This window comes from Rhodanobacter sp. FW021-MT20, from assembly GCF_041107475.1.
GTDB lineage: Bacteria > Pseudomonadota > Gammaproteobacteria > Xanthomonadales > Rhodanobacteraceae > Rhodanobacter_A > Rhodanobacter_A glycinis.
The window spans coordinates 128,627-153,800 of sequence record NZ_JBGBPX010000008.1 but is presented as its reverse complement, the minus strand read 5'-3'; the positions used below and the strand labels follow the sequence as shown (position 1 = coordinate 153,800).

25 protein-coding genes, 1 tRNA gene and 1 pseudogene are annotated in these 25,174 nt (G+C 62.5%); 15 read left to right on the top strand and 12 right to left on the bottom strand.

The features are described 5' to 3' along the window. Nucleotides 1-65: 65 nt before the first annotated feature. Nucleotides 66-1,373, top strand: a complete 1,308-nt coding sequence (locus AB7849_RS10765) for a PAS domain-containing sensor histidine kinase (protein WP_008210682.1) — start codon at nt 66-68, stop codon at nt 1,371-1,373. A gap of 264 nt (nt 1,374-1,637) precedes the next feature. On the opposite strand, the gene AB7849_RS10760 is transcribed toward AB7849_RS10765, so the two are convergent. The 5 genes from AB7849_RS10760 to AB7849_RS10740 all read right to left on the bottom strand — a co-directional run bounded on the left by AB7849_RS10760 (nt 1,638) and on the right by AB7849_RS10740 (nt 5,214). After that, a complete protein-coding gene (locus AB7849_RS10760) occupies nt 1,638-1,997 on the bottom strand; it encodes a hypothetical protein (RefSeq protein ID WP_369501061.1) in 360 nt (119 codons plus the stop codon). A gap of 175 nt (nt 1,998-2,172) precedes the next feature. Then, nucleotides 2,173-2,487 (bottom strand): hypothetical protein, encoded by a 315-nt coding sequence (locus AB7849_RS10755; RefSeq protein ID WP_237711801.1) that lies wholly within the window; start codon nt 2,485-2,487, stop codon nt 2,173-2,175. Nucleotides 2,488-2,730: 243 nt separating this feature from the next. Continuing rightward, the gene (locus AB7849_RS10750) at nt 2,731-3,585 is read right to left on the bottom strand and encodes an HD domain-containing protein (RefSeq protein WP_008210679.1); all 855 of its coding nucleotides are present in this window, start codon (nt 3,583-3,585) and stop codon (nt 2,731-2,733) included. 59 nt (nt 3,586-3,644) lie between these two features. Further along, nucleotides 3,645-4,985, bottom strand: coding sequence for an Arm DNA-binding domain-containing protein (locus AB7849_RS10745; RefSeq protein WP_369501060.1), 1,341 nt, complete (start codon nt 4,983-4,985; stop codon nt 3,645-3,647). Continuing rightward, nucleotides 4,978-5,214 (bottom strand): hypothetical protein, encoded by a 237-nt coding sequence (locus AB7849_RS10740; protein WP_008210676.1) that lies wholly within the window; start codon nt 5,212-5,214, stop codon nt 4,978-4,980. Before AB7849_RS10740 ends, AB7849_RS10745 begins: the two co-directional genes overlap by 8 nt. A 132-nt stretch (nt 5,215-5,346) precedes the next feature. Between AB7849_RS10740 and AB7849_RS10735 the strand changes: the two genes are divergently transcribed. Continuing rightward, nucleotides 5,347-5,598, top strand: a complete 252-nt coding sequence (locus AB7849_RS10735; RefSeq protein WP_008210674.1) for a helix-turn-helix domain-containing protein — start codon at nt 5,347-5,349, stop codon at nt 5,596-5,598. 117 nt (nt 5,599-5,715) lie between these two features. Here AB7849_RS10735 and AB7849_RS10730 read toward each other — a convergent pair whose 3' ends face one another. Then, nucleotides 5,716-6,198, bottom strand: coding sequence for a very short patch repair endonuclease (locus AB7849_RS10730; RefSeq protein ID WP_008210672.1), 483 nt, complete (start codon nt 6,196-6,198; stop codon nt 5,716-5,718). Between the two features lie 665 nt (nt 6,199-6,863). Here AB7849_RS10730 and AB7849_RS10725 point away from each other — a divergent pair. From AB7849_RS10725 to AB7849_RS10715, 3 genes and pseudogenes are all read left to right on the top strand, one after another. Continuing rightward, nucleotides 6,864-7,079 (top strand): annotated as a pseudogene (locus AB7849_RS10725) (sigma-70 family RNA polymerase sigma factor); the annotation flags it as partial. Nucleotides 7,080-7,111: 32 nt separating this feature from the next. Beyond that, nucleotides 7,112-7,444 carry an ATP-binding protein gene (locus AB7849_RS10720; protein ID WP_369501059.1) on the top strand — a complete coding sequence of 111 codons (333 nt, stop codon included), beginning with the start codon at nt 7,112-7,114 and terminating at the stop codon, nt 7,442-7,444. Then, complete coding sequence (locus tag AB7849_RS10715; RefSeq protein ID WP_369501058.1) at nt 7,393-8,478, top strand: AIPR family protein; 1,086 nt, start codon at nt 7,393-7,395, stop codon at nt 8,476-8,478. The genes AB7849_RS10720 and AB7849_RS10715 overlap by 52 nt, the downstream gene beginning before the upstream one ends. Nucleotides 8,479-8,821: 343 nt before the next feature. Here AB7849_RS10715 and AB7849_RS10710 read toward each other — a convergent pair. Next, nucleotides 8,822-8,898, bottom strand: a tRNA-Met gene (locus AB7849_RS10710). Nucleotides 8,899-9,109: 211 nt separating this feature from the next. Here AB7849_RS10710 and AB7849_RS10705 point away from each other — a divergent pair. The 9 genes from AB7849_RS10705 (at nt 9,110) to AB7849_RS10665 (ending at nt 15,340) form a co-directional block, all read left to right on the top strand. Further along, the gene (locus AB7849_RS10705; protein ID WP_037099495.1) at nt 9,110-9,652 is read left to right on the top strand and encodes an RNA pyrophosphohydrolase; all 543 of its coding nucleotides are present in this window, start codon (nt 9,110-9,112) and stop codon (nt 9,650-9,652) included. A 64-nt stretch (nt 9,653-9,716) separates the two neighbouring features. Beyond that, nucleotides 9,717-9,923 (top strand): (2Fe-2S)-binding protein, encoded by a 207-nt coding sequence (locus tag AB7849_RS10700; protein ID WP_008210666.1) that lies wholly within the window; start codon nt 9,717-9,719, stop codon nt 9,921-9,923. 380 nt (nt 9,924-10,303) lie between these two features. Then, on the top strand, nt 10,304-10,774 hold the full coding sequence (bfr, locus tag AB7849_RS10695; protein ID WP_008210665.1) for a bacterioferritin: 471 nt from the start codon (nt 10,304-10,306) through the stop codon (nt 10,772-10,774). A gap of 100 nt (nt 10,775-10,874) precedes the next feature. Continuing rightward, nucleotides 10,875-11,630 carry a DUF6776 family protein gene (locus AB7849_RS10690; protein ID WP_369501057.1) on the top strand — a complete coding sequence of 252 codons (756 nt, stop codon included), beginning with the start codon at nt 10,875-10,877 and terminating at the stop codon, nt 11,628-11,630. After that, entirely contained in the window at nt 11,617-12,057 is a 441-nt protein-coding gene (locus tag AB7849_RS10685; protein WP_008210663.1) for a bactofilin family protein, read from the top strand. Before AB7849_RS10690 ends, AB7849_RS10685 begins: the two co-directional genes overlap by 14 nt. Nucleotides 12,058-12,160: 103 nt before the next feature. After that, on the top strand, nt 12,161-12,529 hold the full coding sequence (gene erpA, locus AB7849_RS10680; RefSeq protein ID WP_092705259.1) for an iron-sulfur cluster insertion protein ErpA: 369 nt from the start codon (nt 12,161-12,163) through the stop codon (nt 12,527-12,529). 25 nt (nt 12,530-12,554) lie between these two features. Further along, a complete protein-coding gene (gene nudC, locus AB7849_RS10675; protein WP_008210660.1) occupies nt 12,555-13,526 on the top strand; it encodes an NAD(+) diphosphatase in 972 nt (323 codons plus the stop codon). Between the two features lie 112 nt (nt 13,527-13,638). Next, nucleotides 13,639-14,391 (top strand): hypothetical protein, encoded by a 753-nt coding sequence (locus AB7849_RS10670; RefSeq protein WP_008210659.1) that lies wholly within the window; start codon nt 13,639-13,641, stop codon nt 14,389-14,391. A gap of 79 nt (nt 14,392-14,470) precedes the next feature. Further along, the gene (locus AB7849_RS10665; protein WP_037099493.1) at nt 14,471-15,340 is read left to right on the top strand and encodes a hypothetical protein; all 870 of its coding nucleotides are present in this window, start codon (nt 14,471-14,473) and stop codon (nt 15,338-15,340) included. 378 nt (nt 15,341-15,718) lie between these two features. Here the strand turns inward: AB7849_RS10665 and AB7849_RS10660 are convergent, their stop codons facing one another. The 5 genes from AB7849_RS10660 to AB7849_RS10640 all read right to left on the bottom strand — a co-directional run bounded on the left by AB7849_RS10660 (nt 15,719) and on the right by AB7849_RS10640 (nt 23,862). Then, a complete protein-coding gene (locus AB7849_RS10660) occupies nt 15,719-17,593 on the bottom strand; it encodes an MFS transporter (protein WP_369501056.1) in 1,875 nt (624 codons plus the stop codon). A 258-nt stretch (nt 17,594-17,851) separates the two neighbouring features. Beyond that, on the bottom strand, nt 17,852-19,573 hold the full coding sequence (locus AB7849_RS10655) for a T6SS phospholipase effector Tle1-like catalytic domain-containing protein (protein WP_008216993.1): 1,722 nt from the start codon (nt 19,571-19,573) through the stop codon (nt 17,852-17,854). Continuing rightward, nucleotides 19,573-20,037, bottom strand: a complete 465-nt coding sequence (locus AB7849_RS10650; protein ID WP_175481607.1) for a DUF3304 domain-containing protein — start codon at nt 20,035-20,037, stop codon at nt 19,573-19,575. The genes AB7849_RS10655 and AB7849_RS10650 overlap by 1 nt, the downstream gene beginning before the upstream one ends. 68 nt (nt 20,038-20,105) lie before the next feature. Beyond that, on the bottom strand, nt 20,106-21,056 hold the full coding sequence (locus tag AB7849_RS10645) for a DUF4123 domain-containing protein (protein WP_008216997.1): 951 nt from the start codon (nt 21,054-21,056) through the stop codon (nt 20,106-20,108). A 4-nt stretch (nt 21,057-21,060) separates the two neighbouring features. After that, on the bottom strand, nt 21,061-23,862 hold the full coding sequence (locus AB7849_RS10640) for a type VI secretion system Vgr family protein (protein WP_369501055.1): 2,802 nt from the start codon (nt 23,860-23,862) through the stop codon (nt 21,061-21,063). A 249-nt stretch (nt 23,863-24,111) separates the two neighbouring features. On the opposite strand from AB7849_RS10640, the gene tssA reads away from it, so the two are divergent. Then, nucleotides 24,112-25,161 (top strand): type VI secretion system protein TssA, encoded by a 1,050-nt coding sequence (tssA, locus tag AB7849_RS10635; protein ID WP_008217004.1) that lies wholly within the window; start codon nt 24,112-24,114, stop codon nt 25,159-25,161. The last annotated feature ends 13 nt before the right edge of the window (nt 25,162-25,174 follow it).

Sequence of the window (25,174 nt, the reverse complement as noted above, 5' to 3'; positions counted from 1 at the left end):
GCGCCATGTAAACACGCGGTGAGGCCGAATTAGCCCTATGCTCGGTCTCCATGACGAGTGCACAAATGAACGATCTTGAGCGCTACCGGCAATTGCTCGCCTTTTCGGCGGACGGCGTCCACGAACTCGACTTGCGCGGTCATATTACCCGCATCAATGCCAGCGGCTGCGCCGTGTTGTGCATCGCCGATCCGGCTGCCGCGCTCAGCCAACCGCTGGCCACGTTTTGGCCGGAAGCGGCCCGTGACGTGCTCGAAGCATCTTTGGCCACCGCGCGCACCGGCCGATCCATGCAGTTCACCCAGGTGCTGCCATCGGCCAGCGGCGAGCCGGGCTGGTGGCTGATCAGCGTTCACCCGTATGTGGATGCGACCCATCAGGTCGATGGCATGGCTGTGATCTGTCACGACATCACTGAAGCGGTCGAAGCGAAGCTGGCGCTGGACACGGCGATCGTCGGCCTGGCCAGCAGACTCAGTCTCAGCGAATCCGCTCGCGCCGTCAGCACGGTTCGCAACCAGAGGCTGGTTGACCAGTTGGCGCGCGCACGGGTTTCACATCAGCAGGGCGCGGGCCGTGAGCAGTCGCTGAAGCTTCAGCTTGGCCTGGCCAGCGCGGCCCAAGCGGTCGCAGAGCACGCTGCGCTACAATCGCAGAAGAACGAGGCCATCGGTCAACTGGTGGCTGGCCTATCGCATGACTTCTCCAACATGCTGCAGATTGCTGTGGTCGCGCTCAGCAGCATCCAGGACGATCCGGCCAACCTCACCGATAGTCAGCGCCGCTTGCTGGGCTATTCGATGGACGGCGTGCACCATGCTGCGCAGCTGGCGCAGCGCCTGCTGGCATTCGCTCGCGTGCATCGCTACACGCCCGAGCCGGTCGAGCTGGTCGGCATCGTAGGTGACATCGAGAATTTCGCGCGGCACAGCCTCGGCGCCGGTATGGATTTCCAGATCGAGCGTGCCGCCACCGCACTGTCGACCATGTGCGACCGTCATGCGATCGAGCAGGCCTTCATTAACCTGTGCATCAACGCCCGTGATGCCTGCGGCGGGCAGGGTGTGATCACTGTGCGGCTGGGTGGGTTGACGGTGACCGCGGAGCACGGCAGCACGCTGCGACCGGCTGGCGACTACGTGACCCTGGCTGTGATCGACAACGGCAGCGGCATGGACGAGAGCGTGCGCGAGCGGTTGTTCGAACCCTACTTCACCACGAAGCCCGAAGGCAGCGGCACCGGCCTAGGCCTGGCCCAGGTCTACGGCGTGGTGCGCCAGGCCGGCGGTTTCGTGGACGTCGAGTCCACGTCCGGCGTCGGCACTACCATGACGATGGTGTTCCCGCGCCTGCAACTGCCTTCTGCCGACTAGCGCCTCATGCGTGCGGAAATAGGGGATCGGATTGAGGTTAGCCAATCGTGTTTCGTACGAACCCTGTTGGATGGGTGGGGCGTCGCCGTTTGCATATCAAACGTCAGCTTTGCGGCAACTTGGTTGAGGCTGTGACTGACCGCAGTTGGCCGAACTGAGACATTCCCGGCATGCCAAACGGGACGAAAACACAAGGGGAATGGACATCCGGACCACGCATGATGTGACAGGTGGCGTCGGCCATCCTGAGATGGCCGACGCCAATCACCGCTCATCCCGCGCTAGGATGCGGCCGAGCCCAGCCAATACCACTTCCTCCACCTTCTCCTGGGTGAAGTGCTCACACCGTTCGAGCCAGTCGTCTTCGTGCCACTCGTACGAAGCAACGCGGTCGTCATATAGCGCCTCGAACTCCGCCGCCCAGTCCTTCGCTAGGTTATGGAATTCGTAGCTCTCGTTGAGCCGGAAACCAGCGAGTGCCTTGTTCCACGCTATCTCCACCACCGTCTCAATGAGCTTGCCGTGGGTCTGAATCACGGTAGTGTTCTCGGCCAGTCGTTCGGAGTAGGTCTTGATCCGTACCCTAGCCATGTCAACAGCGTGTTCCGCAGAAAGCGTGCCCATCACATCAGCCCTCTATCAGCTCGATACGCTCCTGCATGCCTGACATAGGTGATCGTGAGTTTCCATTCCGGAGGCGCCTCTCTCAGTCACGGGGTCGCTGTAATACTCACCTGCACAACTGAGGCCACAGCACCCGCTCGATCTCCTTCGTCAACATGGTTGCGCGTCGATATCCTCAGTAGAAATCACTGCGCGACATTCGATAGCGCTCATACGCCTTGGCGCAGTCTTCCTTGCTCGGTGGCCGATACGATGCCTTTTTCCCATAGCGAATCTGCATTTCAACGCAGTACCACGTCTCAAAGTCCTGCAGCTCGATATAGAGGCCTGCGCGTGCCACCACATATTCAGGCTCCGGGAACTCCGACCTGGAGTCATCCAAGGTACGCAAGCGCTCAACCGCTTCATCGGCCAGCTTTGCCGCCGCCTCTGCTGATGACATGTGAAGCGAAAAAGCAGTAGCCCAGACCACCTGTTCCATCTCGCTCATCTGTATCCACAGAAGCGATAGGTCTACATTCTTCGAGTTTGGCATGGGTGCCTCGTTGGGTAAGGAGTGCTGAGGTATTGAACACGCCATGAGGCGCACGATTTGCGACAGAGGTGACTCAACATGTGGGGCCTCACTCTCCGTGATTCTTTGGCGGACGCTTCGCCGGGGATTGCAGTGGTGGTTCGCGGAGACCCCGTCCATCTGTGAAAGCCGTTCCCAGCCGGATCCCCGAGCGCGGCTCTAGCGCGGCTTCGTGTTCCGCTTGGCGCTCTCGCGATCAGCCTTGCTGATCACTTCCCTGATCGCCTCCAGACGATGGGGACCGCACGCAAAGCGGGTGCGACTCAGCAGCAACACGGTCATCGCATCGGCCAGATCGGATCGGCTCGTGCGCAGCGTTTCCAGCGGCTTGCGGATCAATTCCACCCCGAGCAGCTCGTGACCGATCATGAGCGCCCTTTCGTTGCAGTAGCCGCTCTGGGTATAGCTGACCGTCTTGCCGACGTCATGCAACAACGCCGCAATGACGCCGAGCTCGTATTCGACTCCGCGGAAATTCACCTGCTTCTGTGCCGGCGACGTCATCACGCCCGCCACCTTGTTGGCCACCGCAAGGCTGTGCCAGGCAAGACCACCGGGCCACGTGTGATGTTTGGTACCGGCCGTCGATGTCCAGAATCCGTGGAATACCGGTACCAATGAGAACACGTCGCTGACGAACCGTCGCAGCGCCGGCGTCGTGATGGACTGGAGCAGATCATAGGTATCCACCACCACCGACGGGATGGGACACTGGTGGGTATCCATCACTTCGATGGGGTCAAGGGTGACATCGCGCTCCGCATGCACCAGATACATCTGGTGATTGGGCAGACTCAGGATCACGGCACTGACCTTGTCCACGACGTCCGGATCGCTGAACAACGGTGGATCGACCCAGCTGACCAGCGGATATACCCCGTCCTGTGTGACGAAGCTTGCGTGGTAGGGCGGGCGTTCCTTGTTCGGCGGGATATCCCAGATCAGCACGCCCTCCCGACGATAGCGATAGGCATCTTGGTGGGCGGCGATCTCGGCGGTATACAGGTCATTCATGGTGATTACCTTCAGCGTGTTCGTAATGAGAGGTGGTGATCGGGGGAGTGCTCTACGAATCAGTGGTCTTTGCCACGCACCTCCTTGCAGGATTCAGGCTTGGCTTTGAGAAGACGCGCCAAGGCGTTCCGCAGCTGTTCTGGGCTCATAGCGTCCAGATCGACGGACGTTACCGGCTCGGCCGTCGCTTCCTGACCGGCGAGGCGGCTGTTGATGAGTCCGGCGAACGCGTGCCCGTCCAGCCGAGTCAGGTTCGGCACGTAGCGCGAATACACGCGGAACAACATGTCCGTGTTGGAGTGCCCCAAGGTCCGGGCGATCCACTCGGGGTTTTCACCCGAGGCCAACATCAACGTCGCGGCGGTATGACGTGTCTGGTATGGGCGCCGCTTCTCGAGTTCCAGGTAGCGCAGCAACGGGTACCAGACGCGGTTGGTGAAGTTGTGCGCATCGATCGGGCCGCCCTCGCGCGAGGGGAATACCCACGGCACGGCCGGATCGCGGACTCGTTGCTGGGCGAGAATTGCCTCGCGCACCATCGGCTGCATCGGGATGTCACGTACGGACGACTGGTTCTTCGTGTCGTCCTGCACTTCACCGGCAACCACGCTTTCGCGGACGAGGATCAGACTGCGTTCCAAATCCACGTACTTCCATTGCAGACCGTTGATCTCGCCCGTGCGCATGCCAGTGAAGAAACGCACAGCGAGGTAGTTGCGATAGTCGACACGAACCGCTCCGAGAATCCGATTGACCTCGTCCAGCGAGAACGGCTGCACGTCCGTCTTCTTCTGCTTGAGTGGTTTCACGCCCCGGAATGCCGGTGTCACCTCGAACCGATCCGCCGCCTCATTCAGGATCTGCCGCAGGAAGCACATGATTTTGTTGATGCGTGCGTTGCCCAAGGTACCTTTGCGGCCTGGACACTTGGCCACTTCAGCACGGAAGGCGAGTACGTCCGCCTTGGTGACATCACCTACGAGAGATTTGCCAAAGGTTGGCAACAAATTCTTGTTCAATACCTCCCGCACGCATGACCGATGGAGTCGGCGCCACTGCGGTGACATCTCGAGGAACCACTGCTCGGCGAAGTCGGCGAACAGCGGCGTGGAAGGTCGTGGTGCAGCAGCAACTGGTGCCGATGCTCTTCTGCCCGGAGCTGGGATGGCTCCCTCAACCGCAGTCGCAAATTGCGACGCACGTGGACTGCCTGGAAATATCGCTGTGTAGTCGAACGCTCCTTGCGCTATGTCCTTCTGCACTCGATTGAGCAGCGACTGGACCTTTTTTCGATTTTCCGTGGTATCGGCAAGTGCCGTCTGCTCGCGACAACGCACGCCCCTATAGAAGAAATCCAGATAAAGCGTGCCGGTCTCCGGTCGCACCCGAACCTTAGCCATGGGCGACACCACCGTTGGCCATCGGAATGAGTGGCGCGCGAGATGCTGAAGGAGTGCCGATATCGCGTTGGATCGCTTCCCAGATGAACAAAAGCTTCCGCCCTCCGAACGGCCTGATGTAGTGGATACCCTCCAGCAGCACCGCATCCTTGAGGCGCGTGCGAATGGTTCGGGCGTCGTAGTGAATGCGATCGGCCAGCTGGTCGGTGGTGAGATATGTTTCGCTCATGTCAATGCTCCATGCACCAGTTTCAGGGCGAATGCACATAAATATGTGCATTCGAGTGCATTTGTAACACAAGACTTGCGTTTGTCAATTTTTTTGGGCGAAATGCATGAAACGATGCCAACAAGGTCGGCCATGCTTCGCTACAAGCTCAAGGAACGGATCGCCGACAAGGAGTTTGCGGAACGTCGCCGCGTGACGATCCAAGAGATCGCACAGGCCACCGGCATCACGAGGAACACGCTCTCGAAGATGCTCAATCAGTATGGGGCGAGCGTGCGCTCAGAGAACCTCGATCGGCTCTGCGGTTACTTCAACTGCCGTATCGAGGAACTGGTGGAGTACCTCGACGAGGTTCCAGCAAGCAAGCCCCGCCCTGCACCATGAAGCAGCAGCCAAAGCCCTGCGTCTCAACTTCCAAGACAGCAATCAGCGAGAGTCAACAGCGTGACCACGGAAGGTCTCTATTCAAAACGACAGGGGCATGGAAGACAGGCGCTGCCATCAAGACTCAGAGGGAAGTGACCTCATCATGATCGAACTCCCGCTCCGGAGCAGCTCTGCGCTGTCGTTCTGCCGCCGCACCCATGAGACGGCTTGCACCCCGGAAATTTCCGCATCCCACTTCAGCGCGCACTCCCATACAACAAGAACACGCCATCCAGCTTCCGACAGCTCGCGTATTGCCCTTGTATCCCTGCGTTGGTTGGCGAGCAGTTTTGGCTCCCAAAATTCGGGCCGCGTCGCCGGCAATCGGAACAACGGACAGCCCTCATGACGGTGCCAGAAGCACCCATGCACGAAAACAACAGCGTTCCAACGTCGCAATACGATATCCGGTCGCCCAGGCAAAGCCCTTGCCTGCAAACGAAAGCGAAGCCCCGCCGACCAGAGAGCACGCCGGACCAACAACTCAGGCGCGGTGTCCCTGCTTCGAATCTTCGACATCGCTGCAGAACGCTGCTCTCTACTAAGAGTGTCCGTCATGGGGAAAGTCCAGACCGTAAGACAACCCGGGGCGAGCACGGCGAGGGAATCCATCCAGCTCCGGATGACCAATCCGACCCACTCAATACCCATTCACTGATAACCAGCCACGTAAACGGGTCAGCAGAGCGCCCAGCGCCAAGGCAACTCGAAACAGTCCGGGAAGTTCATCTGTCATGCCTTTGCAAGTAAATGTAATAGACATCTTTGCCGGCCCCGGCGGACTCGGAGAGGGATTCACCAACTTCTCGCCGGACGCCCAACATCACCCGTTTCGCATCCGCGTATCGGCTGAGATGGAATCCTCGGCCCACCGCACTTTGACCTTGCGCTCCTTTTATCGAAAGGCCATCGCGCTTGATGGCCGTGCTCCCAAGGAGTACTACCAGTTCCTTGAAAAGACATCACGTGGCGATATCCAGTCCGCCGGCGACTTCTTCTCGAGGACCGCCTACGCATCGCTCTGGCACGAAGCCACCCTCGAGGCCCGCCAATTGGTCTTAGGCACAGCTGACGGTGACAGCGAACTTGCCCAGATGGTCTCGCGGATCCACAACTCAGGTGACGCCTTGGTACTGATCGGTGGACCTCCCTGCCAAGCCTATTCACTGGTGGGCCGGGCACGGAACGCGAGGAACAGCTCCTTCCACAGCAAAGGGGACGCCAGGCACTACCTGTCCTCACTGGACAAACGTGAGGCTGAGGTCGTGAGACTGCGCTTCGGTATCGCGGTGGATGAAGAGCTCACCCTGGAGGAAGTGGGCAAGCGATTTGGTGTCACGCGGGAACGGATACGCCAGATCGAGAAGAAGGCACTCATGAAGCTGCGGCACCCTTCCCGCGCCACCAGACTGACCGACCTCATGGATTCGCAACAATGAAGACAAGGAGCTGCCCACCGCGCGCCAGTGCGATGACCCAGTCGCTGCGTGGTATGGGGTATACGATTGGAGCGTCCATCGCGGACGTCATCGACAACAGTATTTCTGCAGAGGCTTCCAATATCCGGATCGACTTCGGCTGGAATGGAAAGGACTCGTTCGTCCGCATATCCGACAACGGGCACGGATTGACTGCAGACAAGCTGGATGAGGCGATGGTTCTCGGGTCGACCAGCCCACTCGAGTCCCGATCGACGAGCGACTTGGGGCGCTTTGGCATGGGCCTCAAGACAGCCTGGCTGTCATCCCGGGAGTGGCACTGGCAAAACTCTACGACCTGTACGGTGCGCGCCTGCTTGAACTGAACGTGCGCTCATTCCTGTCCGCGACAGGCAAGATCAACAAGGGCATCAGGGAAACCCTCAAAACGAGGCCCGACAGGTTTCTGGCCTTCAACAACGGCATCGTCATGACCGCCGACGAACTGGTCGCGGAGCGCGGCGAGGATGGCCAGATCGGCCTGCGGTACCTGAAGGGCGTGCAGATTGTGAACGGCGGTCAGACGACCGCCTCGATCCACAGATCCTGGAAACTCAAGGAGGCAGAGCTCTCCAAGGTCTTCGTTCCCGCGAAGATATCGAAGATCAGGGAGGATCGGCTCGAGGAGATGGTCTCGCTGATCTCCAAGTACGCGAACAGTCAGAATTCGGTGCAGCCAGCCGACTTTTCGGCCAATGATCCATTCCACATCGAGATCGAGCGGCTTGCAGAGCGTACGTGGTGCCCGGATCAGCGAGGGCGCTGGTTCTATGAGCGCGCACGGGGCAGCTATCAAGTTGCGCTGTTCCGCGGAGGCGACACCCCGGCAAAGCTGCGGAAGCTCAAAGAGACCATTCCACCCAACCGAAGAATCTCGAAGCCGGAAGTTGCGAGATACATCAACGCCTGGGGTTCCAAGCCCCACTTGGTCAGCCTTGGCACCCAGAAGAACTTCGACCACTTCATGCAGCAGCTGCGGAAGAACAGCGACACAGAGTGGATCCCTGATGAGAAGTGGTTCCGTGAACTTGTGGCCAAAGCCATTCTATTCAGGGAGGCACAACGCATCGTGCGGAGCCTGAAGTTCAAGGCCAGCCAATCAAATATCACTGCCTATCTGGTTTCCCTGCTTGCGGATCGCTATGGCGAGAAGTTTGATCTGGAACGCATATGGCGAACCCAATTCACATCTCCTCAGTTGAGTGACCTCATGCTCCAATGGGCTCCGAAAATTGACGAGGCACTTAGGCATACCGCCGCAGGGCGACAGGTCTCCGAATGGGCAAAGAAGGAGGGTTGCTGGCTTCAGGTACGCCAAGTCGAACTTGATCCAGCCGAAGGGGTACCCGAAATTCGCTGATCCCATTTCGTGAGCCAGAGTCTCTGCTATCGAACTGTCGCAATCAATATTTTGGGTTGCGGGCGATCATAGGCAGGAAGTGCTTACGATCTCGGAGGCAGCTCACTTTCATACTTCATGTGTCACACAGTGCTTGGGTCATATCGGCCCCATCGCCTGCTCTGTGACAGTAAAAAGTGTCACAGAAAGTGTCACACAGCCCATTCGGGAACCAAAAACAGAGGCGCGCGGGATGGCGTTGCGAGGGTGCCGCAAGAGCAGAATCGACGCTCGAGGCACAAAAAAACCCGCAGATACGCGGGCTTGTCGTCCATCATCCAATTGCCTGACTCGCAAAAGGACATGGTGGCTATGGGTGGACTCGAACCACCGACCCCAGCATTATGAGTGCTGTGCTCTAACCGGCTGAGCTACATAGCCATGGGGTGCCCGCCGCGGGTGGGTTCGGTGCTTGCGAACCGGAGGGCGGGGCGCGGCAGTTTAATCGTCTCGGCGCCGGCATTCAAGCGTACATTAGCCTTTGTGGCTTGCCGATGCTTCGCGCACTGTGCTTGAATCGGGTTGAATGTCACGCACCGGTCACTGATCCGACCCACAGGCTGGCGCGCTGCGAGGAGGCAAGATGGCCGACATCATCGACGCTGATGGCTACCGTCCAAACGTGGGGATCGTGCTGTTGAACGGCGCCGGGCAGCTGTTCTGGGCGCGCCGCGTGCGCCGTGACGGCTGGCAGTTTCCGCAAGGTGGCATGCGCAGTGACGAGACGCCGCTGGAAGCGATGTACCGCGAGCTGGAAGAGGAAACCGGCCTCGAACCGCAACATGTCGAAGTGGTGGCGGTCACCCGTGGCTGGCTGCGCTATCGCCTGCCCAACCGTTACGTGCGCCATCACCAGCGGCCGATCTGCATCGGCCAGAAGCAGGTGTGGTTCCTGCTGCGGCTGGTGGGCGAAGAGGACGCGCTGCGCCTGGATGCGAACGAGAAGCCGGAGTTCGACATCTGGCGCTGGGTCGATTTCTGGTATCCCGCGGCGAACGTGGTGAATTTCAAGCGCGAGGTTTACGAGCGCGCCCTGCGCCATTTTGCGCCGGTGGTGGAAGACCTGCTGAGCGTGCAGGTGGGCCACCAGCCCCGGCGCGCGCCTGATCCGGGCAACGGATGGGCTGCCGCCTGAACCGCCGGCATCGCTGCGGCTGCGCTTGTTGACAATCATTCGCATTCGTATTCCAATACGCGGCATGTACATTTGTCTGTGCAACGCCGTCACTGATCACGATATCCGTCGCGAAGTCGCCGACGGCGTCCGTTCGTTCGCCGAATTGCAGGCGCGCACGGGCTGCTCGGATTGCTGCGGCTGCTGCGAGCCCGAGGCGCGCGCCTGCCTGCAGCAGGCGCTGGAGCATGTCGAAAGCACCGCCCTGCCGGGCTTCGTCGCCGTCGCCTGATCCTCTTCCGTCAAGAGAAGCCTGGTTTTGCCGGTTGTCCCGGCGAGACGCTTTGCCGCGGCCGGAAGCTGGTCAAGTCGGGATCCTGCGTCTTCACGGCATGGAAAAGCAAAGGCCGCTGGATGGCTTGCTCCGGCGTGATCGCTACTGGACCCCGGCCTTCGCCGGGGTGACGGCTTCGACAAGTCGTCGTTGAACGATTTCGAGTCCACGTCAGGAGCCTGGGCCGCGCTTCGTACAAACGCCGCCCCGCATTCATGCCTCCACGACCCGTGTCCATGCCACGTCTTTCGCATGCGCGAACCATTGGCATTTGCGTTTCGTCATGGTGCAAGCCGAATCCGTATAGTCGACGCATCAGCCAACACGGAGCGAAGGTCATGAAGGGCGACGCCAAGGTCATCGAATTTCTCAACAAGGTGCTCTACAACGAGCTGACCGCGATCAACCAGTATTTCCTGCATTCGCGCATGTTCAAGGACTGGGGCTACCGCGAGCTGGCCGAGCACGAGTACAAGGAATCGATCGAGGAGATGAAGCACGCCGATACCTTGATCGAGCGCATCCTGTTCCTCGACGGCCTGCCGAACCTGCAGCACCTGGGCAAGTTGCATATCGGCGAGAACGTGCCCGAGTGCATCCAGGGCGACCTCGACCTGGAACTGGTCGCCGCCAAGGACCTGCGCGCCGCCATTGCGCACAGCGAAGGCATTGCCGACTTCGTCAGCCGCGACCTGTTCAAGAACATCCTGCACGACGAGGAAGAGCACATCGACTGGCTGGAAACCCAGCAGAACCTGATCAAGGACATCGGCGTCGAGCGCTACCTGCAGAGCAAGATGGGCGACTGACCCGCTCTTGGCGCCGCCACAACGCGAATGCGTGCGGCGGTTCCTTGACGCTGTTGACCCCGCGCGGCTATACCTTCGTTTTTCCACCGGATGGCCGCGCATGCCTTCACGACCGCCGCCGCGCTACGTGGTGCGCCCGAACGACGCCCACGAGCAACGCCGCCGCCGGCTATGGCTGGGCGCGGCGTGGCTGGCCAGCCTGATTCTGGTGGGCGGGGCGGCCACGCTGCTGACCGGCCATGCGGCGCCGCGCATCATCAACCACAAGAGCCAGCTGCGCGACCTGGCCTCGCAGAACGACGACCTCAAGCAGCAGGTGGCGAACCTGCAGCGCTCGCAGCAGGTCACCCAGATTGCCACGGTCTCGCTGCGCAAGACCCTGGCCGACCGCGACGAAGAGATCAGCGGCCTGCGCGCCGACCTAGGCTTCTACTCGCGCCTGCTCGGCAACAACGCCACCCACGACGGCTTGAAGGTGCAGGAGGTGCAGTTGCAGCCGGTGTCCGGCTCGCACGCCTGGAACCTCACCATCAGCCTGACCCAGAGCGTCAAGCACAGCGACGACACCAGCGGCACCGCCCTGGTAAGCGTGGACGGCGTGCGCGGCAACAAGGTGGTGCAGCTGGCGTGGTCGGCATTGGGCGACGAGGCCCAGAAGGACGGCCTGCCCTTCAGCTTCAAGTATTTCCAGCAATTGCACGCCACGATCATGTTGCCGGCGGACTTCCGTCCGACCCGGCTGCGGGTCGAGGCCAAACCGGCCGGCGGCGATGCTGTCGCCCGCGCCGTCACATGGAGTGACGCATTGACCGGCCATGTCACCGTCGCCCAGGGGGATCAAGATGCTCAACCGTAACAAACGCCACGAACCGGCCCGCAACGGCCATTCCCACGAAACCAGCCTGATCGCCCACGGCACGGTGATCTGCGGCGACCTGCGCTTCAGCGGCGCACTGCACCTGGATGGCCGCATCGAAGGCGCGGTGCATGCCGAGGGCGAGGACGCCGTGTTCACGCTCAGCGAGCAGGGCCAGGTGCAGGGCGAGATCCGCGTGCCGCACGCGGTCATCAACGGCCAGGTGCATGGCGATGTCTACGCCAGCGCGCGGCTGGAACTGGCGCCGCAGGCGCGCATCACCGGCGACGTGCGCTACCGCAGCCTGGAAATGGCCGCCGGCGCCCAGGTCAACGGCCGCATGACGCATGCCGGCGACGCCGAAGTCACGCGCGAACTGCCCGCCCCGGTGGTCGAGAAGGACGACGCCGAGGCCGAGGCGGCCTGAAGCAGGGCCCGGCCGCAAACCCGCGACATCAGGCCCGAGATCGTGAAGCGGGCCTGATCGCGCTATCCTTGCGTTCGCCCCGCCACAACCGCATATCAGTCCGATGGAAACCATCGTCTCGATTCCCGACTACCGCCAGGCCGGCGCCCCGCTGGCTTTCACCGCTGCCGCCGCGCACAAGGTGAACGAGCTGATTGTCGAAGAAGGCAATCCGGAGCTGAAGCTGCGCGTGTATATCAGCGGCGGCGGCTGCTCCGGCTTCCAGTACGGCTTCACCTTCGACGAGGCCCAGGCCGAGGATGACTTCGCACTGCAACGCGAAGGCGTCACCCTGCTGGTCGATCCGCTGTCGCTGCAATACCTGCTCGGCGCCGAGATCGACTACAGCGAGAGCCTCAGCGGCGCGCAGTTCGTGATCCGCAACCCGAACGCGAAGACCACCTGCGGCTGCGGTTCCTCGTTCTCCACCTGAGATAGCCACAGGCTCTGATCCACGCATGGCCGCGTCGACACCGCTCAACACCTTTGCCGGACTCAGCCTGACCCTCGACCGCATGGCCGAGCGCCGCGACGACGCCGACTGGCTGGCCGCCCAAGCCGCTGCGCCCGATGTGCGTTACCTGCTGCTGGATGACAGTGGCAGCGCCTTCCTCGAACGCGAACACGAAGCGCTGCGCTGGCTGAATGCCGACGAGCGCGCGCGCCTGTTCGGCCATTTGCCGGCCACCTTGCTCGGCGTGGCTCGCGAACGCCCGCATTTTCTGCTGGCGCTGGACGATGACGCACGCATCGACGAACTGGAAACCGCACTCGATGCACGCCGCATGGGTTTGCGCGAGGCCGGCGTGTTGCTGGGCGCCGTCGAGGCCGGCTTGTTCGCCTACGCCAAGGGTCTGTTGCACTGGCATCGCGAAACGCGCCACTGCGCCCGTTGCGGCGCGCTGGTGCGTGTGGTTTCCGCCGGCCATCGCCTGCAATGCACGAGTGCCGCCTGCGGTCGGCTGCATTTCCCGCGTACCGACACGGCAATGATCGTGCTGGTGGAACACGACGGCGCCTGCCTGCTCGGTCGCCAGGCTGGCTGGCCGGCGGGCCGCTATTCCACCCTGGCCGGCTTCGTCGAACCGGGCGAAGCGCTGGAAGATGCCGTGCGCCGCGAAGTGGCCGAGGAATCCGGGGTGATCGTGGGCGCGGTGCGTTACCACTCCTCGCAACCCTGGCCGATGCCGGCCTCGCTGATGGCCGCCTTCACCGCCACCGCACGCATTCCCGATATCCGCCTGCGCGACCACGAACTGCAGGATGCGCGCTGGTTCACCCCACGGCAGATCGTCGACGGCCTCGCCGACGGCAGCCTGCTGACGCCGACGCGGCTGTCGGTGTCGTACCGCCTGCTGGCCGACTGGCTGAGCGAACGCGCCGGACTCGATCTCGACGAACTGGTGAAAGCCGCGCCGGTCAGCGCATAAGCCCGACGCGGCCGGCCTTTCCACGCGACGGATTCGAGCCGTCAACGCCATGCCATGAACTTCACCGCCCATCATCGGTCCCAACTCCACGCCCGCCACGCATGGATCGACGATGGTGCAGGAACACGCCGCCCGGCCGGAGGCACGCCCGCCGCCGGATCAGCCACCCTCTGGAAAAAATCGCCTGCCCTGGCGCGACATCGCCCGCCGCGGCAGCGCGCTTGGCGTGGCGTTGGCGCTGCATCTGTCGCTGCTGGCGTGGATACTGACGCTGGCACCCGCACCGGATGCCAAGCCTGCCGACAACGAAGCCGAGCCCGTCCGCGACGATGCCTTGCACCTCGCGTTCCTGCGCCAGCCGACCGCGACGCTTGCGGCACACGCCATCACCTCGCACCGCGCGTTGCCGCGATCACGCATGGTCCCGGCACCTCGACGAATCCGGCCGCCACCAGCTGCGACACCACCGAGGCAGGCGTCACCGAATCCCCCCGTGCAACTCGACTTGTCACCCGCACCCGATGCCGCCACTGCCACCTATCATCCGGGCAGTTTTCGCAGCGATCTGCAGGAAGCTCGCCACCCAAAGCCGGCCTTCCGAATGCCCGGCTTCGCCGTCACCCGCGTGCCGGGCATCCACCTGCGCGCACCGCCCCTCAGCCTGCAGAAGATCGTGCGCATGATCGGCAAGAGCCAGGACTGCTATGCCATGTACACCGGTCTGACGCACGGCCCGGAACGCTTCCTCACGCCCGACCAGATCGCCGACAAGATGGAGGCCGAAGGCTGCGGCCCGCAGGCCAGCAAGGAAGACAACGACCCAACCATCAACGCCATCGCGCACGGCTTCGCCAGCGGCGGCTGACGCCACCACGCCAATGGTCGCCGCCGTTGTGCTTCGCATGCCATACAATGCGAAGCATCTTCGGAAGCACATCGTCATCATGGCCATTCGCCTGCTTGTCGCCCTGATCGCCCTCGGCCTGCTGCACCTGCAGCCGCGACTTGCCTGCTGGCGCGGTGATGGTGGCTTCCGGCGCTGGGTGGCACAGATTTCCGATACCAGCGGTGCCGGCCGCGTGGCGCTTGCGCTGCTGCTGCCGCTGGCGCTGTGCGCGCTGGTGATCTGGCTGCTCGGCCTGCTGCCGCTGCCGGCGCTGCTGCAATTGATCTTCGCGCTGGTGGTGCTGCTGTTCTGCTTCGGCCCGCACGCCTATGAAGCCGATCTCGAAGCTGTCCTGCATGCCCCCGACGATGTTCGCCGCGAAGCCGCCGCGCAGGCGCTGGGCGAGGACGGCGAATACGTCACCTGGCGCGCGCCCGAACTGGGCGAGGCGATCGCGCTAGCGGCGTTGCGCCGACGCTTCGGCGTGGTGCTGTGGTTCTTCCTGCTCGGCCCGGTCGGCGCCCTGCTTTACCGGCTGGCACGCACGCTGGGCCGCGACGAGTCGCTTACCCTGGACCCGGCCGCACGCGCCATCGCCCGGCAGTTCGCCAACATCCTGGACTGGCTGCCCGCGCAATTGCTGGTCTTCACCCTGGCGTTGGTCGGCCACTGGGAAGCGGTGATCAACGCATGGCGGCGCTGGCATCACCTGGCCCGTCCCGACGACTGGTATCGCAACGGCCCCGGCTTCCTCGCCGCCGCTGCACGTGCCGACATCCTCACCGATATCGAAGGCGGCGACGGCTATACCGAAGAACGCATCGACACCTTGCTGGAACTGCGCCGCCTGCGCTCGGCCTTGCTGCGCGCCTTGCTGGTGTGGCTGAGCGTGGTGGCCTTGATCGTGATCGCCGGCTGGTGGCGCTGAACGCATAACGCGCACGTACCGACTCATCCTCGACGTCCGGTACTCACTCCCTCTCCCCTCCGGGGAGAGGGCTGGGGTGAGGGGCCACGCTTGCGATAACCTTCATTGTGGAAGCCTTCCGCGAGCACCCGCCCCTCACCTCAATCCTCTCCCCGGAGGGGAGAGGAAGCCAAACAAAGCGCAGCATCTGCGCGCGCAACGCCCACGTACCGACTCATCCTCGACATCCCCTACTCACTCCCTCTCCCCTCCGGGGAGAGGGCTGGGGTGAGGGGCCTCGCTTGCGATAACCTTCATTGTGGAAGCCTTCCGCGAGCACCCGCACCTCACCTCAATCCTCTCCCCGGTGGGGAGAGGAAGCCAAACAAAGCGCAGACCCTACGCCATGTCCCCGCGCAACTCGCGCACCCGCGCTTCCAGTGAAGCCGCGCTGGCATGCTCCGGCGGCACCGGCGCATCCACCACCAGCTCCACCCGTGCGCGGAAGCGCCGCGGCAGCCGGGAGCGCTGCAACGTCGAATCGCGCCGGCTCCACATGCTGCCCCACAAACCACGCAATGCCATCGGCACCACCGGCACCGGCCGGCGCGCGAGGATCTTCTCTACCCCGGGGCGGAACGGCGCCATGTCGCCATCGCGGGTCAGCGCGCCTTCGGGGAAGATGCACACCACCTCGCCATCGGCCAGCGCCGCATCGATCGCGTCATAAGCCTGCTGCAACACCTGCGGGTCTTCCTTTTGCCCGGCAATGGGAATCGCCTTCGCGGTGCGGAACACGAACTGCAGCAGGGGCGCGTTGAAGATCTTGTAATACATCACGAAGCGCGTCGGCCGGCGCAGGTTCGCCATCAGCAACAGCGGGTCCATGAAGCTGACGTGGTTGCACACCAGCAGCGCCGGCCCTTCCTCGGGAATGTTTTGCCCACCCTCCGCACGCACGCGATACAACGTGTTCACCAGCACCCAGGTGATGAAGCGCATGATGAACTCGGGCACCAGGGTGAAGATGTACGCGGCGACCAGCACGTTGAGCAAGGCCGCACCGAGGAAAATCTGCGCGGCATCCAGACCCAGCGCGTAAAGGCCGAGGCCAAAACCCGCCGCAGCCACGATAAATATCGCATTCATGATGTTGTTGCCCGCAATGATGCGCGACAACTTTTCGCGTGGTGCACGCGCCTGCACGAAGGCAAACAGCGGCACCACGTAGAGGCCGGCGAACATGCCGATCAGGGTGAGGTCGAGCACGATGCGCCAGCTGCCCGCACCGTGCAGGAATGCCAGCCAGTCCAACCCGCGCGTCGCCGAAATCCCGTGCCGTGCGAAATACAGGTCCACGCCAAACACGGTCAGTCCGAAGGCACCCAGCGGCACCAGGCCGATCTCCACGCGCCGACTCGACAACTTCTCGCACAACAACGCGCCCACGCCGCTGCCTACCGAAAACAGCGTGAGCACCAGCGTGTAGACCGAACCATTGCCACCCAGCGTTTCGCGCGTGTAGATCGGCAATTGCGCGATCAGCACCGTGCCGAAGAACCAGAACCACGAGATGCCCAGCACCGCGTTCCACACCGCGCGATCGGCATGGGTGATGCCGATCACCCGCGCCGTCTCGCTGAACGGGTCCCAGTTGAGCGTGAGGTCTGGCGCGGTGGCCGGTGCTGGCGGAATCGCGCGACTGGCGAGGTACCCAACTACCGCAACGCCGATCGTCGCACCCGAGGCCAGCCATGGCCCCACGCCCGCCACCCGCATCAACTCGTTGCCGGCGATCATGCCGATCAGCATCGCCAATTGCGTACCCATCTCGACCAGGCCGTTGCCGCCCACCAGCTCGCCCGGCTTCAGCGCCTGCGGCAGGATCGCGTACTTGATCGGCCCGAACACCGTCGAATGCACGCCCATCATGAACAACACCACCAGCAACAACGCCACGTGATGCGTGATGAACCCCGCCGCCGCGATCACCATCGCCAGGATCTCGAACAGCTTCACCCAGCGAATGATCCGCGTCTTCTCGAACTTCTCCGCCAACTGCCCCGCCGTGGCCGAGAACAGGAAAAACGGCACGATGAACAACGCCGGCGCCAGATTCGTGTACAACGACGCCGCGTGATCATCCAGCCCCAACTGAAATGCCACCAGCATCAGCAACGCATTGCGAAACGCATTGTCATTGAACGCCGCCAGCGCCTGTGTACAGAAAAACGGCGCAAACCGACGCTTGCCGAACAGGGCGAACTGGCTCATGCGGGATCCATGCGGGAGAGTTGGCGGCTAGGGTAGCGTGAAAAGCTGGCGCAAAAGGGAGCTCGGCAGGCATGATCCAAGCATCGAACCGTGAGCTGATAGCCGCGTTGTGCATCAACGCATGACTTCAGCCGAGGTTACACTGCCGAGCTGACAAATCGGCATCTTGGGCAGGGGCCGTCACTTCCTTCTTGCGCGTGCATCAGCTCGGTCAGAAGGGTGAATGCTGCACTTCACGGCTCTTGACGAAAGTAAAAGTCACCGCACTCCGTTAACAAATCCGGCCATACCCTGACTGCTCACTACTTGTTGCACGTGTTGCCGCTGCTGCTCCCATTCCGACGATTGTGCAACGACGGCATGCGCCGACTCCCAGACTCCGCGATTGCGGAAGTACGACCAAGGTTCGCTTCCACCCAGAAACCCTGCCTTGGAATCATGCACATAAGTGTCGAAAAAACTGACGACATCGGCCTTGGGCGGCGCCCCGTAGTAGGCATCCAGCATCCAGGATGCTGCCGTGGACGTGAACATGTAATGGCCACCGGCTCCCACCTTGCCAGACACCAAGGGTTCCCCATGCTTGCGCTTTTCGAGTAGTGCGGCAGCTTCGTCGGAAATCTGAACTTCGCCGCTATTGATCTGCGCCACACCACTCTTCAGCGCATCCTGTTTGGCCTGTAGCGCATTGCGCTGCGTGGCCAAGGCAACCGCCTGATCGCGCTCGGCTGGCGTCGCCCCACGCTTCGTCATGATCGCGCGTATTTTAGCGTTGAGTTCATCGATCTGGCCCTGGTACGCCTTGGCCTCTTGCTGATAGTGCGCATCGGCTGGAGACATATGGCCGGACACTGTGTGCTTGTAGGCATACCACGCCTTCATGTGTGCCTTGATGCGCTGCCCCACGGAGCCAGCGGTTTCGCCAACGAAGGTCATGTAGGTGTCGAACGCTTTCTGGGTTGCTTCCGGGATCATCAACATTTCTGAAAGAGTCCGGCTTTTTGAAACAAATGCCCAATCGTTCAATCGTACGCCGCCACTTGTGGCCTCCCGATACATTTCAACCAAGGGCACGCGAGCGAGCGTGTCGGAACGCCCTTGCTCGTCCGGCGCGTAGCCGCCGCCCACGTCCGAGTGCACTCCCGGGAAGACTTCCTCCTTCCAATTGCCAGGATAGCTACCGTTCTGCCGGATCAGATCCACCGGAAAGGAGTAACGCAACTCATGCGCCGCCACGTAGTGCACGCAGCGCTGCAAGTCTTTGGGCAACCAAAGGTCGACATCCTTGAAATCGTTGTGCGCGGGAAGTCCGAAAGAGGCCACCGTGTCGAAAAGGCCGAGGAAACGGAAGGTGATCGGATAGGACTGGTAGGTCAGCGTGCCGCTTTCACGATTGCACATCTTCAACATACGGTTGACGAAAGCACGCGCCAACGCGGCACCACGCGAGAAGCCGAGCACTGATATCTCGATCGACTTGATAAGCCGATGCCCGCTTAGCGCCTTGTTGAGGTCGGAAAGCCCTTTTTCCTGGTTCTTGTCGTAGATGGCCTTGACATCTTTGCCAGCCTTGTCGGTGGCGACCTTGAGCGCACGACGCAGCATGTCGTTCATGTCCATGTCGCCACTTTCCAAGCGCGAGTCCGCGCCGGCGCCGACGCCCCCTCCGACAAAACTCGAATCACGCACGTACTTGCCCAACTCCCACCAAGGCTCCTTACGATTGAGCTTGGTGCCTACACCAGAAATGTAGTATGCATAAATGCCGTTTTCCGGTTCGCGACGAGATGCGTCGTAAAGTCGTGCAACGTTGCTCCATTTTTTAGCGGCAGCATCGGCATCTCGATTGTTTCCCGTGCCGTCAAAAAAAAGCGCGACCTTGACGCGATCGTAGCAATCCTGTTTTGCCGCCGGTGCTTCCTTGTCCACATCTTGCGTGGATGCCGTCAGGGCCGCGATCAGGTCATGAGCACTCTCCATCAGTGCACTCCTTCCTTTTTCTCGTCAGGTATGTCGCGACTCAGCGTGAACTCAACATGATCGTCCGGGTAGATATGAACTCCGAGGTATTTGTAAGCGCCATGAGGCTTGGGAATGACGCCTATCACGTCGCGCTTGAAGAGCTCGTCGGGCCGCGTGTCGGATGGCGATCTGTCGTATTCCCACCTGACATGAGTCGGCCCTGGTTTCACCTCGATGCAGCAGTAAATGCCACCGCCTGTTCCACCCGGCCCATACTCCTGGACGAAGCCGCCCACGTAATGATCTTGAACCCAGATATCAGCTAGCGCTTTCGGTGTGTAGTTGAAGACCACGACATCAACCGTCAACGTGTGCGCCATACATCCTCCTGTCGTCGCAATGGCGAAGCTGGCCAGCAAGCCCAGCATCAGCTTTCGTGTACCGAGTACAGTGCGAAACCATGTGCTTTTGACACTATTCATTTTGTCGATTCCATGCGTGACCCTGCAGCACGGTGCAGATATTTGTTTGTTGCTGTCGAACCGCGTGATCACCTTTCGGCACACTCCATCGAACTCTGTCTTGCCTGTTCCAGAACCTCCGGCGACAAACTCGAAAGCATCTCCGTGAATGTCTTCGTTCCAGTGCGTACGCCTTCCAGCTCGCTGGCCATTGCCGGGCATATGTCGAAACGCTCACCAAGGATCATGCCGGCACCCACAAAGTTGACAAGATCCCGCATTCCACGGATGGCGTAGCGCTCTGCAGCATCCACTAGACGGCAAGCCAAGCCGTAGTTCTCCAAATCGCTACGATCAGACAATACACCAGGGCGGTTGAGCCGAAGTTCGTACAACACCTGATCGGGCGTGGTTGCACGAACGAGTTTGCGCACCTGGCCGACATCAAATGTGAGTGGCAGCACAGACCCGCCGTCTATGCCCGACGTTGCAGGCACCGTCGCGACCAGTTGCTGCGCATTCATCCGATGCAACGTACCAGCCCGATCCCAATAACCGACATCGCATAACGACATTGCGAATGCGGCCTTCTGCTCAGCGGTGAAAATCGGCCCCTTGACGTACAAAGTGTCATCGTCGGGCTGGCCCAGCAGGCTGGCGAGCACAGCTGGATCCCACCAAGCCAGCAGCATGGTGGTGCTTTGATTGACTTGTACGTCCAGAAATTTCAGGAGGTGCGTGAACAGCTCATCGAAACCCAGTTCGCTCGTTACCAGAACGGCACATGGCTGCTGAGAGCCGTTGCGCGCGAGCCAGCTCCATGCCCGACTATCAATATCGTCGGGCAGCTCGACCAGATGTGGGGAAGCCTCCCGGATTGATGCGTCATCGCCAAGCAGACAGGCGTTGCGCGGCGCGTGCAGCACCGCGGGCAGACGCTTGTCCTGTGCCGGATCAACCACCGCGTAAGCGTGCAAAGCCGCGGTGTCACGATCGCACAGCCATGAAGGCCATGTAATGGCAGCTTCCTGCACGGGCATTGACTTACGCTCCCTTGTTGATGAAACCGCTACGTTGCGCAGCACGCTTCATCAAGCATTCGATGCAAACGTTATCCGGAAAGATTGGCAATTTTGGACTGAGCTGCGCCGCACCCACCAGCTTGTGATTCCCCGCCTGCACCATCAGCTTGCCGGGGCAGCCGAAGGTGAGGTTGCCGCCTTCGATGGTGAGGAAGGCGCCTTGGCTGGTGGCGAGGTGGATCTTTTGCTTGGCGGCCATTTCCACGGCGGCGTTGGCGCTGACCAGTTTCAGGTCGCCTTTGCTGCGCAGCGCCAGGGTGTCGTGCTGGGCTTGCACGTTGAGGGCGCCCTTGCCGGCGATCAGGTTGAGGCCCACGCCGTTGGCCTTGTGCGCGCCGGCGAGCAGGCCAATGGCTTGGCTGGCGTGTAGGCGCAGTTGGTTACCCACGGCCATGTTGGTGTGTTGGCCGCTGCCGAGGTTGAACGTTTCGCCGGCGGCGACGTGCAGCGATTGGCCGGCGATGGCCCCGATGCCACCGCGACCGGCGATGGTGGTGAGGGCGTCGGCACTGTGCGGCACGGCCTGTTCGGCTTTGCTCGGCGCGGCGGCGTCGAAGTTGTCGCTGCTGACGGTGTCGACCGCACTCTGACGTAGCGCTTTCAGCGGCGCCGCCTTGGCGTTGAGCTGGGAGGCGTTTGCCTGCGCGACGCCTTCATGCCCGGCCAGCGGCACAGTTTGGTGCGTGGTCGCGGCCTGGCTCATCGCTTCGGCCAGTTGCGCGTGCTGGCTGAGCAACGCGCCGACGGCAGTGGCATCGGCTGCAGGCTCGGCCTGACTGAGGCTGTAGGTGGAGAGCAACACGCCTTTCGTGCCGCGCACGGCGCCGTAGCCGTCGCTGCGCAGTTCCATGCCGGTACCGCGGAAGCTGCCGCGATAGTTGTCGGCCTGATGGATCAGGTGGCCGAGGTTGAGCTGGGTCGCCGCTTGCGTGCTGGCCATTTGCGCGCGGCCCTGGCCATCGCTGTCGTCGAACACCAGTTGGTTGTGGCCGCTGCCATCGAAGCCCTGGGTCTTGATTCCGGACAGTGCGGCGGCGTTGGCATGGCCGGCTTCGTCGGCACTCTGGCCATGCCACGCGGGACTGTTGCCGCCGGCGAGGTTGGCCTGGGCGCTGGGACTGAAGTCGGTGGCCTGGGTGTAGGCGGCCCCGTCCGGCGCGACTTGTGCCGCACCCGGGCTGGCGGCGATACCCGCGTCGCCCTGGCCGTTATAGACGGCGCCGACGATGATCGGCCGGTCAATGTCGCCGCCCATGAAATTCACCAGCACTTCCTGGCCGATGCGCGGCAGGAACTGCGCACCGTGACCGTTGCCGGCATAGCGCTGCACGCTGCGCAGCCAGCAGCTGGCGCCCTGTTCCATCCAGTGGAATTTCACTTTCAGGCGGCCCAGGCCATCGGTGTGCAGCGGGCCGCTGGCACCGGGACTGGTTTCGCCTTCGGGGCCCACCACGATCGCGGTTTGCACGCCCGGCACGGTGGGACGCGGATTCAGACGCAAGCCGTGGTCGTCTTCCAGCGCGGGACGCCACGGCAGCGCGCGGGCCACGGCCTCGAAGTGCTGGGCGTAACCCACGGCGTCGGCCTGTTGCCACAGGGCGGGCGCGACGGCGTGATGGATGTCGGCGTAGTCGTCGCCATCGCCCAACTGCTCCTGCGCGGCGTGTTGCACGGCCTCGGGGAGGTTGTTGATGCCGGCGTGGTGCAACGTGGTCCAGACGAAGCCATCAGGCATGGGGGCGCCCACGGCTTCCCATGGCGCTTGTGCCAAGCGGAAGCGGGTGCCAGCGCGCGCGCTGCGCACGCTGCCTCGTCCTTCCCAGCGTTGCTGCTGCGCTTCGTGCGCCTGGGCGGCCAGCTGGGCGTAGTGCTGTGCTTCGCGACTGTCGGCGAAAGCGTACATGCCGACCGGGTCATAGGCTTCGCGCTGGCCCTGGGCTCCATCGACAGCGACGCTGGCAGCACTGCCGGCCAGGGCCTTGTAGTCGTAGCTGAGCAGGGTCACGGCATCCGGTGCCAGCGCGCGGGTCGGGCCGATAGCCTGGATGGTGTCGCTGGCTTCCACGGCGGCAGCGCGGTGAAAACGCAGCCCGCCGAGTGGATTGGCAGCCGAGCTGACATCCTCGGGAAGCTGGCTGGCGTCGCCGAAGATATGCAATGTGTGACCCGCGCCAGCGTCCTCGTCCTCGCTGAAGCTGAAGCCCAGGCCCTCCTCGGCGAACAGGCGCTCGATGAAGGCCAGGTCGGTTTCGCGGTACTGCACGGCGTAGCTGCGCGGACGCACCTGGCCGACCAGCGCGCGGGCGTCGGGACTGATGCTCCACGCAGCATGCGGCGCGTAGTCGGCGAATACCGCTTCGGCGATGTCCAGCACGCTTTTATCCTGGAACACGCGGCTGTGCCGCCCTTGCGACAACAGCCACAACCACGGCACCAGTACCAGTCGATAACGCGCCAGGCCGCCGTCGGCACCCAGCAACTGCGCTTCACGCACCAGGCCGGAGCGCCGCGTGCGCGTGCCGTCGGCTTGCGTGGTGCGCAGGGCACAACGCTGGCCAAGCATGGCGTCCAGCGAAAGATCGGCATCGGTGGACAGCGCGTCGACCGTCCACGCGTAGCAGGACGACAGCGCCTCCGTGCCGGACCAGCGTTCCACCTGCATGTGCGTGAACGGGCCATCCCCTTCCAGGGCATACAGGCGCGTGGCGTCGGTGAATGCAGCCAGTGCGGCGGTGGCTGAGGCAAACATCCGGGATGTGTCCACGTTCCTTCTCCTTGGTCGAACCAATCCATGCGACGACGAAACGGTCGTCCAGTAGGCACTGCGCGCGGAGAATATCGCGATACGCCGCGTGAGTCTGTCCACGCCCGCACATTCTTCTGCACGGGAAATCCGACAAGCTTCCGGGTGCCACCGCTCGTTCGGATGGCTTACCATCGTCGTCCTTCGCTGCAAGCCGGCACACCGCGCTGCTTGCCGACATTCTTTGATGCCCAGCCAGGGATGCTGCCCATGATCGACATCGACGCTTTGCTCGAACCGGTTTCCGATTCTGCGCCTTGTGGCGAGGATCTCTCGTTCTCATCCGAGTTCGACGCCATCCAGGAATCGCGCCGCAGCGATGACGCCACGCTCGACCAGGGCGAATGGGTCACCGACCTGAAGACCGCCGACTGGTTCGCCGTCTCGCGCCAATGCGGGCAACTGCTCAGCACGCGCAGCAAGGATCTTCGCCTGGCCGTCTGGATGGCCGAAGCATGGACGCGCACGCAGGGTTTCGCCGGCCTGGCCAGCGGTTACCTGCTGGTGGCCGGCTTGTGCGAACGCTACTGGGACAGCATTCATCCGGAGGCCGATGAAGACGACCAGGAGCTGCGCATCGGCAACCTGAGCTGGCTGTTGACGCAATCGATCTCGTGGATTCGCGCCATCCCGCTTACCCAGGCGCCGCAGGGCCGTTACGATGCCACTGCCGTGGAGATGGCCGCGCGCGGCCACCAGGGCGATGAATCAAACCCCGACGCCTACCCCGACACCGCACGCATCGACGCCGCACGCGCCGCCACCCCGTTCGAGTTCTACCAGCGCCTGGCCGACGAAGTACCGCAGGCACGGGAAGCGCTGCGCGCGCTGGAAGCCGTGGTGGATGCACGCCTCGGCCAGCATGGCCCCAGCTTCAGCGCCACCCGCGACGCCGTGGACGACGTGGGCGCCATTGCATTGCGCATGGCTGCCACCGCCGGCGTGGTGCTGGACGAAGCCGGCGCCCCGCCGCCACTGCCCGGCGACGAACCCGGCGACGCGGCACCCGCCGCACCAGCTCGCGGCAACGGCGAAATCACCACGCGCAAGGAGGCCCTGCTGCAACTGCGCCGCGTGGCCGACTTCTTCCGCCGCACCGAACCGCACAGCCCGGTCGCCTATCTCGCCGACAAGGCGGCACGCTGGGGCAACATGCCGCTGCACGTGTGGCTGAAGACGGTGCTGAAAGACAACCCGGCGCTGGGCCAACTCGAAGAATTGCTCGACGTGGGCATCGACGAACCGAACGGCAACGGCTGACCGCTGCCACTGC